The sequence below is a fragment of the Mucilaginibacter aquariorum genome, assembly GCF_024498135.1.
GTDB lineage: Bacteria > Bacteroidota > Bacteroidia > Sphingobacteriales > Sphingobacteriaceae > Mucilaginibacter > Mucilaginibacter aquariorum.
Window position 1 is genome coordinate 199742 of sequence record NZ_JANHOH010000002.1, and the last position, 13809, is coordinate 213550.

Here is a 13809-nt window from a genome sequence, read left to right on the forward strand (position 1 = left end):
AAAGGTAAAGCTGCTTAAATTTGCCCCGATTATGGAACTGGTATCTACTGCATCATTTTTCGACCTGCAACAGTTTGAAGATGTTTTCAAAGAGCATTATTCCATTTTGTTCCGTTACGTAAAATCAATAGTTAAAGATGACGATCAGGCAAAAGATGTACTCTCTGATCTTTTCCTAAACCTGTGGCTTCAAAAAGACAAACTTCAAATACAAAACATAAAGGCCTACCTGTTTCGTTCGGCACGTAATGCGGCCTTAAAATCGCTAAATGCCCGGTCTGCAGATGCATTAATTGAAGATTGCTGGGATATTACCGAAGATGCCTTTAACCCCCTTGAACGCATCGTGGCAAAAGAGTCTGTTAAAATTGTTGAGGAGCTAATGAATAAGCTTCCAACAACGCGTAAAGAGATCATACATTTACGGTTATGCGGACTTAAGAACCACGAAATTGCAAAAGCGCTCGACATTACCGAGAAGAAGGTGGAGTATAATATGCGCGAAGCGATTGAGCAATTAAGCTATTACATGCACAACAGCAATTATGATAAAGCTACCATTGCCGGGGGCCTTATGCTAATTAACATAATCTTCACATTAATTTAACTATTTCTTTTGGTGGATGAGTGGTAAGTTTTACTCTTAAGGTAAAACGTCAAATCATAACTAAAAAGATATGTCTAACAGAAGAGACTTTATTAAAGCTCTGGGTTTATCAGGGGTGGCATTAACTGTGCCTGTAGCTGTTACCGAGGCTGCAACAGTAACACCGGCTGCTAATAATACCGATATTACTAATCTTACCCTTAAAGGTAGGGTACAAAGCAACGGGCAGGGCATTGCTAATGTTCCTGTAACCGATGGCATCAACATCACCCTTACCGATAAAAATGGCAATTACCAGTTGCTAAGTAATAAAACGGTTAAGTTTGTTTATATTACTATCCCCGCTGGTTACGCTATACCACATAATAAAGGTATTGCCCAATTTTATAAAGTTGTTGATAGCAAACAAAATTCTTTCACCGCGAATTTTCAGTTAGAGAGGTTAGAGCAAGATGATAAACATCACATATTTGTGGTTTGGGCCGATCCGCAGATCATATCTAAAAAAGATGGGCAGGCGTTGATTGAAAGATCAGCACCGGATTTGCGTGAGCTGGCGGCTAATTACCCCGCAGGTACGTTGATACACGCAATTGGCTGCGGCGACCTGGTATGGGACCATTTTGAATTGTATGAAGATTACCGCCAGGCGGTGAGTGTTACCGGGGTGCCCTTTTTTAACATAATAGGTAACCATGATATGGATATTGACGCCCGTACAGATGATTACTCGGCAACTACATTTAAAGATAATTTCGGGCCTACCTATTACTCATTCAACAGGGGTAACATACATTATATAATGCTTGACGATGTATTCTTCATCGGCACCGCGAAAAAATACATAGGTTACCTTACCGAACCACAACTGCAATGGCTGGAACAAGACTTGAAACACGTACCGCAAGGTAGCACAGTGGTGTTATCGCTGCATATCCCAACCAATACCGGGGCAAAACGCCGTAATAAAGATAAAGAGGATGAACTGGGGGGCGTAGTATCAAACCGCGAGCAGTTATATAAAATACTGACACCTTATAAAGTGCACATCATGTCTGGCCATACCCATATGAATGAAAAATGGGAGAACGGTAATATTATGGAACATGTACATGGTACTGTATGCGGCGCCTGGTGGACAGGTCCTATCTGCAGTGATGGAACGCCCGAGGGTTATGCCGTTTACGAAGTACAGGGCAATGATATCAGCTGGTTTCATAAATCAACCGGTAAGCCAAAAGATTATCAGCTTAAAATATACCCTAAAGGCTACCTTAAAAATGCACCAGACGAGATAATCGCCAACGTTTGGAACTGGGATAAGCAATGGAAAGTACAATGGTTTGAAGATGGCGCGTTAAAAGGTGATATGGAGCAACGCATTGAGTTAGACCCATGGGCGGTAGAATTATATGCCGGCGATCAGCTGCCCAAAAAACATAAATGGGTTGACCCAACGTTAACCGATCACCTGTTTTTTGCTAAACCATCCGCTTCTGCAAAAAGCATAAAGGTTATTGCTACCGATAGGTTTGGTAAGCAGTACACACAGGAAATTCAATTATAAGCAAAGTATTTCTTTTCGATTTTGAAGCTGCCTGAGGAGGGCAGCTTTTTTGCTTTAATTAGCCGGTGTTGTTAACAAATTGTTCATACACGCTTAACAATTTGTTTTGGTGGAAAAGGGTTGCGCGGTGCTCTTTATATAAAGACCGCCAAATGAACTGGGAAATACTTATATGTTACGTAAACCATGAAGCTTCGGAAAAAGAAGTTGCTGAAATTGAAGCCTGGCTTAACGAGCGTCCCCAAAACAAACTGATATTAAAACAACTGGAGTTGAAGCAAAACCAGCTTAACCAACCTTTAAAAGACGAGGCTGTGCATGCAGAATGGGTAAAGGTGCTCGACAGGATATTTGAAAGCCCCCGGCAACAAAAAACCAAGGTAAAAAAGCTTTATAGTTTAACAGGTATAGCAGCTGCTGTGCTGCTGGCCTGCTTTATTAATCTGTTTTCGTTACAGAACAACCACAAAGCTGCAAGCCAGAATATTGTTGTAAATACAACTTCAGAGCGGCGCCAGGTGCAACTGCCAGATGGTTCAATGGTTTACCTCGCACCAAATTCAAATTTGCGGGTGAGCGGAGACTTTGGTCGCCAGAAAAGGGAACTTTCCTTAACCGGCGAGGCTTTTTTTGATGTCAAACACGACGCGAAAAAGCCATTTATTGTTAGTACCGCAAATAATTTAAAGGTGAACGTGCTGGGCACTTCGTTCAATGTGTATTCGCGCAAAAACATAAACGAAGAAATTAAAGTTGCAACAGGCCTTGTTGGTGTTGTTTACGCAAAATCTACTGCGTTTTTAAAAGCCGGGGAGCAATTAAGCTATTCATTAACAAAGAATGTGGCAAGAAAAAGCCGGGTAGACGCGAAAGATGCTACCAGCCTGCAAAACGGTACCCTGTATTTTTCTAAAAGTAGCACTAAACAGATAGCCGAAAAATTGGAGCGCTATTACAATATCCACATACAGGTTGCACCATCGGCCGTTAAACACCATGCTTTTAGCGGCGAAATTAAGGACTACGGCATTGCCCGGGTGCTTGACGGCATTGGCTTTGTAACCGGCACCAAATACAAATTTACTAACCCAAATACTATCCTATTATATTAATTAAACGCATATGTATCGTAAACTTTTACTTAAGGTATGGCTCTGTTTATTGGTTGGGGGGCTTATTACCCTATCGGCCAGGGCACAGGATAATGGCCAGCTCACTTTTAACGACAACAAAATAACCGTAGCAGCTATAATTGACAGGCTGCAAACGGTTTACAAATACAAGGTATCTTATGATGCTGATCTTAACACCGGCAAGGTTATTATGCTGCCATCAACAAATATCAGTCTGCAAAACCTGGTAAAGCAGCTTGAAGAGCAGGCTGGGGTAGATATTAAAACCATTGGTAGCAACCTGGCCATAAAAAAGCTGGATGTATTAACAATAAGTGGTACCGCTTATTCGGGCGATGATAACCAGGCACTGGCGGGCGTAAGCATAATGGATAGCGGAAAACACCTGCTTGGTATTACTAATGCTGATGGTAGGTTTAATATAAAAGTTAACAGCGGTGCAAACATAACCTTTAGCATGATTGGTTTTCAGCCGCAGGTTACCGTTTATACCAAAAACGTTACTAATACAAAAATTATATTGGCCATCGCCAACAATGCATTAAACGAGGTTGTGGTTACCGCATTAGGTATTAAACGTGATGAAAAAGCGCTTGGTTATGCGGTTACCAAAGTTAAAGGTGAGCAGCTCACCCAGGCACTTTCAAACAACTGGACAGACGCTTTATCCGGCAAAGTGGCGGGCCTGAACCTGCTCCGCTCAAATGGCGGCCCTGCGGGCTCAAACAAAATTATTTTACGTGGCGAAATCAATCTCACCGGCGAAAATGATGCATTAATAGTAATTGATGGTGTAGTGATAAACCATGGCAGCGGCCGCAGAACAGGGAGTAGCAATAATGCCTACCTGGATAGCGAATCGCCGGTTGATTTTGGTAGTGGCTTAAACGATATTAACCCCGAGGATATTGCCGATATAACCGTGTTAAAAGGCCCGGGAGCAGCTGCCTTATATGGGCAGCGTGGCGCAAATGGAGCGGTAATTATTACTACCAAAAGCGGCAGGGTGAAAAAAGGGATCGGCATTACGTTTAATTCAAATACCGCTATAGAACAGGTGTCGCGTACGCCCGATTATCAGTACGAATATGGACAGGGTGCCGCTGGCGAAAGTTATTATTCGTTTGGTAATACTACCGATGGTGCAAGTACACGCAGCACCAGTTCGGCATGGGGGCCAAAATTCGATGGACAATCCTACTATCAATATGATCCAATTACTCATACAGGTGGTACAACACGTACACCATGGGTTGCTTATCCAAACGCACGCAAAAACTTTTTCGAAACTGCTAAAACATTCACCAACAGTATAACCCTTGATGGTGGTACTGATAAAACATCAGTTCGTTTTTCGGCAACCAATGTTCGTAATACCTGGATAATCCCAAATACGGGTTACGGCCGTAACACAGTTGCTTTATCAGCCGATCAGAAAGTAACCGATAAGCTGCAAATCTCGGCACGCATTAATTATACCAACAAAACCAGCGACAATTTGCCATCAACAGGTTACAATAACCAGTCATTGATGTATTGGAATATGTTTTGGGTACCTAACGGCGATTTAAACTGGTTGAAGGATTACTGGTTGCCCGGTAAAGAAAATATAAATCAAAGTTATCCTTTCAGCAGTTTCCCGGATAACCCTTACCTGATAACTAATGAAATGCTTAACAAATCAAACCGGAATGATTTGGTAGGGAATATTCAGGCTACTTACAATTTCACCAAAGATCTTAGTTTGATGGTGCGTACGGCCCTCACCAGTTCGTTCGACCAGCGTTCGCAGCAAAGGCCTTATGATACCGAGAAGTTCAGAAAAGGTATGTTCCGTACGCAGGATATTTACTCGCAAGAGATCAATAACGACTTCCTGATAAGGTATAATAAAAAAGTAACCAAAGATTTTACAGCTACAATCTCAGCTGGCGGAAGCATGCTTACTAATACTTATGATCGTAATGAGATGCGTGCCGACTCGTTGCTATATCCCGGCGTTTATACGCTGGCAAATAAAGCAGGTATGCTGGTAGCTATACCTTTCCAGGCCAAATATAAAATAAACAGCTTTTATGGCCTGGCATCTTTCGGCTTTAAAAATTACCTGTTTATGGATGTAACAGGCCGTAACGACTGGAACGGAGTATTGGCAACAGCTCAATCAACCAAAAACGTATCGTTCTTCTATCCATCAGTAAGTTTAAGTGCTATTTTATCAGAGGCGCTGCATTTGCCCGATTTTATATCCTATGCTAAAGTAAGGGGTTCATTTGCCAGTGTAGGCAGCGGCGGTCAGGATGCATATTATACTTCATTCACCTATTCGGCTAACAGTATTTTTCCCGGTGGTTTAAGTAACCCTACATTGATTGCCAACCCGGAACTGAAACCATTACGTACGCGCAGTTTTGAAATTGGTACCGATGTAAGATTCTTTAATAGTCGTTTGGGTATTGATATCGCCTTGTACAAAAGCAACACTACATCACAAATAACACGGAACCGGCTCGACCCGGCATCGGGTTACAATGATGCAGTTATTAATGCCGGCGAAGTAGAGAACCACGGTATAGAGATCCAGGCCAATGGCAATCCAATAAAGAGCAAGGATGGCTTTAACTGGAATATTACATACACTTTCTCTGCAAACAAAAATAAGGTGATCTCCCTAACGGATGGAATACCATTAACCCTGCAATCCGGCCCGGCTAATCGTGGCGCAATTGTAGCGCAGGTGGGCGGAAGCATAGGTGCTTTATATGGCTTGGGTTATGATCGCTCGCCCGATGGGCAAATAGTTTATGCAAACGGGTATCCCAAACTAACGGATAGCATTAAATATATTGGCGACGCCATTCCGAAATGGAAGATGAGTATTGGCAACCAGTTTAGGTACAAGCAATTTAGTATGAGCTTTTTGTTTGATGCCCAATACGGTGCGGTAGGATATTCGCTTACATCCGCCATTTTAGGGGAACAAGGTAAAACTACCAATACCATACCGGGCCGCTATAATGGTATAATAGGTAACGGTGTTATCAGAAATCCGGATGGTACTTATCGTAAAAACGATGTAATTGCCGAAAATATCTACACTTATTACAACGCTCACTTAGGGCGCGATAACGTGGAAGGAACAACTTACTCTACCGACTTTATTAAACTACGCGAAGCAAGGCTGGATTACAGTTTATCTCCTAAATTATTAAGCAGGCTTGGTCTTCAACGGGTAGCTGTTGGTGTATATGGGCGCGATCTATTCACTATTACCAAATGGCCGGGTTTTGACCCTGAGTTTGGTACCCTAACGCAAAATGCACAGGGGACGCCAACCATTGCGCGTGGTTTTGAATTGGGGCAGTTCCCGTCAACCAGAACGTTTGGCTTTAACTTAACTGTAGGTTTCTAAAAACAGCAAACAAATGAAAACTAAGGCATACATTATTCTAACAACTCTTATATCCACGCTTTGCATTACATCATGCACAAAGGATTTTAAAGAATTAAGCGTTAACCCCAATGCGGTAGATCACGCTTTACCGCAAGCCCTGCTTGCACCTGCAATAACCGATATAGTAGCGGCAAACATGAACCGTAGCCAACGCATACAAAACGAGCTGATGCAGGTAACCGTAAATATGGGCGATGGCGAGGGCAAAATATTCAGGTACGATATCCGTAAATCTGAAGCCGACTATTTGTACAACAATTGGTATATCGATCTAACCAACATCAATGATGTTTACAAAGGCGGCGTGGAAACAGCCAACAACTCTTACCAGGGCATAGCGCTTATTTGCCGTGCCTGGGTGTTCTCATTATTGACCGATACATATGGCGATGTGCCGTATTTTGAAGCCAACAGAGGGAAAGAGGGTTTGTTTACACCAAAGTTTGACAGGCAGAAAGATATTTATACTGATATTTTTAAACAGTTAGAAGCGGCTAACGATCTGCTAAAAACAGGTGCGAACATCCCCGCCGCAAGCGATCCTATTTACGGTGGGGTAGTAGCCAACTGGCGCAAATTTGGTAACTCATTATACTTAAGGTTGTTATTACGGTTATCAGCGAAAGCTGAAATGAACACCCCGGCCAAGATCACGGAGATGATTGATACCAACCCGGCAAACTATCCTATTATGACCAGTAATGCCGAATCGGCTATATTGAAATGGTCGGGTACTGCGCCTTACGTTTCGCCATTTGCTACATGGCGTCCCGCAGATTGGTATACGCCAAAACTGGGTAGTTTCTTTGTAGATAATCTTAACGAGTGGAGTGATCCGCGCATTGGCCGGTGGGCAACCTTAGCCGAAGGTGAATATGCAGGTATACCAAGCGGATATTTACCGGGGCAACCCCCCGCTGCCAAGTCTACACTATTAACGGCTTTGCAGATTGAGCCATTGCTGGGTAATATTATGAACTACTCCGAATTGCAATTAGCATTGGCCGAGGCTGCCGCCAAGGGTTGGGTTACTTCCAAAACCGCGCAATTTTACTATGAAACAGGTGTAACTAATGCCATCACCTTATGGAATTTAACAGTACCGGCCGGTTATTTAGGCTTTGCAAAAGTTAAGTGGGACGACACCTATAGCCTTGGTCAGAAAATGGAGTTGATACATAAACAAAAGTATTATACTATGTTTTTTACAGATCTGCAGCAATGGTTCGAATACCGGCGCACCGGCCACCCGGTTTTACCAAAAGGCCCAGGCTTGGTTAACAATGGTATAATGCCTGCAAGGCTTAACTACCCGTTTTTTGTGCAAACAACAAATACCGCCAATTATAACGCGGCTGTTGCAGCACAAGGTAAAGATGATATTAATACACTGGTTTGGTGGCAAAAACAATAAGATTCAGAGTCATGAAAATATACAAGTCAATAAAAACAAGATTTTTTTACATCGCGATATGCCTTGCGGTGCTGCTAATTAGCGCATGCCAGAAACACAATTTTACCGCGGGAGAACTGAGCCCGACTATTGCGGTAGGCGACCTGCGCGTTCTGTACAAAGGCGCTGATGTAACTTTAACAAAGGAAAAACTGCTAGGTGCTACCCAAATTGTAGGTACCGTAATTTCCATGCCCGATTCGGGCAACGTACCATCGGGGATTGTAGTAATGCAAAACTATCGCAGGGGCGTTTTGCGCGGTATCTCTTTTTCTTTGGGTAACGCGGCCTCTGCTTATCACTCAGGCGATTCACTTGTAATAAATGTGGTAGGAACTACCTTAAAAAGAGTGAATGGTTCTTTACAGATAAGCGGGTTAAGCGAAACAGCTATTAAAAAGGTTTCAGAAAATAACCATGTAACAGTGCAGTCTGCTTCCAGCTATTCTATCAAAAACAACCCGGATCAGTATGAAAGCACTTTGGTGCAGATTAAAATGGCAACTGTATCACCTGCACCTAACATTGACGATACTTTTGCCGGCGACCGCTACCTGGTAAATGGTGCCGATAGTATTATGCTGCATACTGAGGCATCTGCCAGTTTTGCAAATGCTAAACTGCCTGCCAGTGCAACTGTGGCGGGTATATTATTAATAGGTAAAAACAACCAGGGTGAAACCGCATTGCAGTTATGGCCCCGTGGTATTTCAGATGTTAGTGATATTACTAAACCGGCAGATCCAAATGCTTCGCTTGGTAAATCACCGGTTATTGTTACCGGATATATAAATGATACCAAAGGTGCTGATGGCAACTATGAATATTTCCAGTTTAGGGCCACACGTGATATAGATTTCAGTAAAACACCAATGGCTGTTGTTAGCTGTACAAACGCGGGTGCTGCCGAACCTAATAAAGGCGACGCACCTGGTGCAGGCTGGGCAACCGGTGGTGGCCGTACTTATAAATTTAACCTTACCGAAGGCAGCGTTCTAAAAGGAGAATTTTTTTACGTAGGGGGGAGCAACAAACGTATAAACGGACCAAATACTACAGATATCAGTACTGCAAAATGGATAAGGTCAATTGCCTATGTTACTAATGATGGCGATGGTTTTGGAAGCGCAACCGCAGGTTTGTTGCCAAATAGCGGTAATGCGGGAGGCGTGGCTATTTTTGATGGTGTGATTGTAACGGAAACCTCGGTACCGGTTGATGCGGTATTGTTTGGTGGTACGGGTGTAACGACCATTTATAATGCTACTACAAACAAAGGTTACCGCGTGGCTGATAACGATCATTATAACGCATTGGATGGATCAACAGCGCAGCCGTTCTTTTACCAGGGAACAAATACCTATGTTATTCCGCACTCAACACCTGCCGATGCCGGATTTTTTGTGAAGTTGGGCGGTAATTTTGATGCGACCAGCAAAACCTGGCTTACACCACGTGGATTCAAGTTATATCAATTGCAGCCAACTTCAAGCCTGTCTGATATTGAAACCGGTGCAGACGTAAACGTAATGTCGAACTAATAACTAACTAAATGAATATATGCCGCCTGCAAATTTGCAGGCGGCTTTATTATGCGGCAGATCAAAAAATATAATCTGTGCTTAAAAAATTAGATTCGTGGCCTTTTACAATATCGTTAAACAGTTGCTTATTGGTCTCGTTCATTTTGGCAGCTACTAAAGAGCGAAGCGAGAATGAACGCAAAGCATCGTTAACTGATAAGGTACCTTCGGCGCTGTCTTTTCGACCGGTAAAAGGGAATACATCAGGCCCGCGCTGCGACTGGCTGTTAATATTTACCCGGCTTACCAGGTTAACAAACGGATCTATCAGCGAGGCTAATTCTTTAGCATCATTACTAAATATGCTTACCTGCATACCATGCGGAGATTCTATCTGATATTGTATGGGCTCTTCGATCGACTCAAACGGGATCACTGGTATAACGGGCCCAAATTGTTCCTCCAGGTAAAGTTTCATTCCCTTTTTTACCGGGTAAACAATAGCAGGGTACACAAATGATTCTACAGCGGTGCCACCATTTTCGTTGATCACCTTTGCGCCGTTCATAATCGCGTCATCAATACATTCTTTTAAATAGCCGGGTTTACCGGGTTCTGCAACTGGAGTAATGTTAACACCGCTTACCCATGGCATCCCAAGTTTTAAACGTGATACGGCCTGGCTAAGTAATTCTAAAAGGGTATCGGCAACATCTTTATGTACATGTATTATTTTTAAGGCTGTACAACGTTGCCCGTTGTATGAGAGGGCGCCTAATATAATTTCGTTAACGGCCAGTTGCAGATCGGCGTTTTTGGTTACGATGGCCGCATTTTTAGCATCCAAACTCAAAACAGCACGCAGGCGGTTAATTTTAGGATGGCGTTTCTTTAAATCGTTAGCAACCTTGCTCGATCCTATAAAGGCAAGCACATTGATCCTGCCGGTAGCCATTAAGCCCGGTGTAACATTTGCGCCACGGCCATAAATGGTATTTACCACCCCCGGAGGGAATGCTTCCTTAAACGCTTTTAACAGCGGATAATGTACCAGCGTACCATGTTTAGGTGGTTTAAACAAAATGGTATTGCCCATAATTATAGCCGGTATAAGCGTAGTATAAGTTTCGTTAAGCGGATAATTGAACGGCCCCATGCAAATTACAACACCCAGCGGTGCACGGCGGGTTTGCGCTATAATGCCCTCGGCCAGCTCAAAACGCGATGAGCGCCTGTCCAGCTCTTTTAAGGCATCAATGGTAAGGTTGATGTATTCAACGGTACGGTCAAACTCTTTGGTAGAGTCGGCGTGCGATTTGCCTATTTCCCACATAATAAGCTTGATAACCAGATCGCGCTGCTCTATCATTTTGTACACAAAATTTTGCATACAATTTATGCGGCCTTCAATACTCATGGTTGGCCATTCGCCACGACCGTTATCATAGGCTGCTTCTGCCGCGGATAAGGCTTCCATGGCTTCCTTTTCGGTTCCCAGGGGATAGCTGCCAATCAGTTTTCTTTTTAAACCATCAGCCGTAGGCAAGCAAATGGGCGAGTAAACGGTGCTCACTTCACCGTCCCATTGTACCATTTCGCCATTGCTAAGATATTCACGTTGATGGAGCTCGTCTATCCGGAAGGATTCAGGTATTTCATCGGCATCAACGAATAACGATCTTAAATGTTCTTCGAAGTTCATAGGGGTAGTTTTTACAGTTAACAATAAAACACAGTGCACTACATAAGAAGCTGTAATTTATGATTTTTTCTTGTTAGTTGTAAATGCATCTAAAGCCATGTGCCAGTTAAGGTAATCGTTGTTATTTGTTGCTTTGCGAATAACTTTCAGATAATCGGTATCAAAGTAGGCTGCTAACGCGAAAGTTTCCACGCCATTTTTTGGCTCGAACAAAGTGCCGGGCGCATAGCCCTTTTCGCCATTTTGGGCTCGTTTTAAATCAAACGGTACTTTGCTGTTCACAAACTCCGGATGTGTTTTTTCGCCGGTCATAAAAGGCGTCATGTAATCAACACATTTTTTAATGGACGAACCATTGGCTGTTTGCCAGGTGAAATAATCTTTGCCCGTTGCCCTATATATGGCAATACATGCCGATAGCAGGGGCTCTATGTCATAAGTTTGATAATGGAAAGCGTCGCGCTCAACAAGGTCATGCGTAGTGCCGTCGGGGTTTAAGTTGATGTTGAGATGCTTTTCCAACTCCTGTGTGATGGTACTGTTGTAGCTGTCATCGTGCAGGGTGTATGCTATAAGCGTAAACATTTTTATCCGATGCGAGTTCCAGTTGTTAATGGCTGTGCCCCGGTTGCCTTTAGCTGAGGCGCTGTTAACCTGTGCATTGGCCATGCTGCGCATCCATCCGTCAATTAAGGTTTTATCATTAGGTTTTATTTCGCTTCTGATCAGGTCATAAGCGGTAACCATATCTTCCAGCTTGGTTTCGTTAATAGGGTCTTCGGTAGCTTTATTAACCTTTGACCAAGCCGTTAAAAACGTTATGGCTTTATCCAGGTATTCTTTTTTGCCCGAGTATTTGTAGGTGAGGGCAAGCGCATAGGTTTTATAAGCATCTTCAACAGCCTTTAAACTGGCGGTTTTTTTTTGGTCGCCGGCTAACAGGCCCTGGGATAATATGGTTTCTATAGGATTTGGTGTTTCTGTTAAGGCTTGGTCGGCAGTTTTTTGATAGGGTTCAAATGCTTTTTTATATTTACTGTCCTTATTGATGGTTTTACGCATCAGGGCAACCTCATTTTTATCAAGGCTGATTATCTGCGCTTTACTACAAATAGTAATTGCCAATAATCCAAAAAAGCATAAGAGTTTTTTCATCAACGTATTAATGGTTTAAAGAGCGTTTTATTCCCAATTCCAGCCCCCGTAGTTCGGCAAGGCCCCTTAAACGGCCAATAGCAGAATAACCCGGATTGGTTTTTTTATGCAGGTCATCCAGCATTTTATGCCCATGATCTGGCCTGAAAGGCATGCGGCTATCTTTGCGCCCGTTGGCTATTCTTTTTTGCTGCTCTTCCAGCAGGGCTTTCATTACCGCATACATATCCACGTCGCCGGTTAAATGGTCGGCTTCATAGAAGTTGCCTTCCTCGTCGCGTCTGGTACTTCTTAGGTGGATAAAGTGGATACGATCGCCCAGGCGCTTAACCATACCGGGCAGGTCATTGCTTTCAATTACCCCAAAAGAACCTGTGCAAAAGGTGAGGCCATTGTTTGGACTATCTACCGCGTTGTAAATATCTAATATATCCTGCTCATTACTCACCACCCTTGGCAAGCCCAAAATAGGGTAGGGCGGGTCGTCAGGATGGATGCACATCAATACCCCGGCCTGTTCAGCGGCAGGAATAACCTGCTGTAAAAAATAGGAAAGGTTGGCTTTTAGCGTTTTTGCATCAATATCACTGTAAGAGGCAAGCATTTCCAGGAACTTTTCGGTGGTGTAACCTTCCTCAGAGCCTGGCAGGCCGGCAATTATGTTTTTTACAAGTTGCTGCTGATCAATCTCATTCAATCCATCATAATATATCTTTGCCTTGTTTTTTACAGCTTCCGGATAGTCTTTTTCTGCGCCGGGGCGGTTCAAAATATAAAGGTCGAAAGCGGCGAAGGCGATGGTATCAAACCTTAGTGCAGTTGAGCCATCAGGCATAGGGTAGTCAAGGTTGGTACGGGTCCAATCCAGCACGGGCATAAAGTTATAACATACTATATTTAGGCCGCATTGACCCAGGTTTAGTAGTGTTTGACGGTAATTTTTAAGCAATTGCTCGTAATTTCCGTTCCGTTTCTTGATGTTTTCGTGTACTGGCACGCTCTCTATCACCGACCAGGTTAACCCGGCATCCTCAATAATTTTTTTCCTTTTCAGGATCTCATCCACCGGCCAGATCTCGCCGTTGGGAATATGGTGTAACGCGGTAACAATCCCGGTAGCCCCGGCTTGTTTGGCATCGGCTAAACTAACCGGATCGTTAGGGCCATACCAGCGCCATGTTTGTTCTAAGCTCATTTTGATAGATTTTGATCGCC

9 protein-coding genes are annotated in these 13809 nt (G+C 43.3%); 6 read left to right on the forward strand and 3 right to left on the reverse strand.

All coding sequences use genetic code 11. The features are described 5' to 3' along the window. The first annotated feature begins 31 nt into the window (after window positions 1-31). The 6 genes from NPE20_RS11825 to NPE20_RS11850 all read left to right on the forward strand — a co-directional run bounded on the left by NPE20_RS11825 (window position 32) and on the right by NPE20_RS11850 (window position 9755). Complete coding sequence (locus NPE20_RS11825; protein ID WP_256538863.1) at window positions 32-607, forward strand: RNA polymerase sigma factor; 576 nt, start codon at window positions 32-34, stop codon at window positions 605-607. Window positions 608-677: 70 nt separating this feature from the next. Then, window positions 678-2174 (forward strand): calcineurin-like phosphoesterase C-terminal domain-containing protein, encoded by a 1497-nt coding sequence (locus NPE20_RS11830; protein ID WP_256538864.1) that lies wholly within the window; start codon window positions 678-680, stop codon window positions 2172-2174. A 152-nt stretch (window positions 2175-2326) separates the two neighbouring features. Then, a complete protein-coding gene (locus tag NPE20_RS11835; protein ID WP_256538865.1) occupies window positions 2327-3286 on the forward strand; it encodes a FecR family protein in 960 nt (319 codons plus the stop codon). 10 nt (window positions 3287-3296) lie between these two features. After that, complete coding sequence (locus tag NPE20_RS11840; protein WP_256538866.1) at window positions 3297-6719, forward strand: SusC/RagA family TonB-linked outer membrane protein; 3423 nt, start codon at window positions 3297-3299, stop codon at window positions 6717-6719. Window positions 6720-6732: 13 nt separating this feature from the next. Next, window positions 6733-8175, forward strand: a complete 1443-nt coding sequence (locus tag NPE20_RS11845; RefSeq protein WP_256538867.1) for a SusD/RagB family nutrient-binding outer membrane lipoprotein — start codon at window positions 6733-6735, stop codon at window positions 8173-8175. An 11-nt stretch (window positions 8176-8186) separates the two neighbouring features. Beyond that, the gene (locus NPE20_RS11850; RefSeq protein WP_256538868.1) at window positions 8187-9755 is read left to right on the forward strand and encodes a DUF5689 domain-containing protein; all 1569 of its coding nucleotides are present in this window, start codon (window positions 8187-8189) and stop codon (window positions 9753-9755) included. Window positions 9756-9816: 61 nt separating this feature from the next. On the opposite strand, the gene NPE20_RS11855 is transcribed toward NPE20_RS11850, so the two are convergent. Genes NPE20_RS11855 through uxuA form a run of 3 tightly spaced genes read right to left on the reverse strand, consistent with a single transcriptional unit; the run spans window position 9817 to window position 13789 of the window. Next, complete coding sequence (locus NPE20_RS11855; protein ID WP_256538869.1) at window positions 9817-11439, reverse strand: NADP-dependent glyceraldehyde-3-phosphate dehydrogenase; 1623 nt, start codon at window positions 11437-11439, stop codon at window positions 9817-9819. Between the two features lie 57 nt (window positions 11440-11496). Continuing rightward, window positions 11497-12594, reverse strand: a complete 1098-nt coding sequence (locus NPE20_RS11860; protein WP_256538870.1) for an alginate lyase family protein — start codon at window positions 12592-12594, stop codon at window positions 11497-11499. A 7-nt stretch (window positions 12595-12601) separates the two neighbouring features. Then, on the reverse strand, window positions 12602-13789 hold the full coding sequence (gene uxuA / locus NPE20_RS11865; protein ID WP_256538871.1) for a mannonate dehydratase: 1188 nt from the start codon (window positions 13787-13789) through the stop codon (window positions 12602-12604). Window positions 13790-13809: the final 20 nt, after the last annotated feature.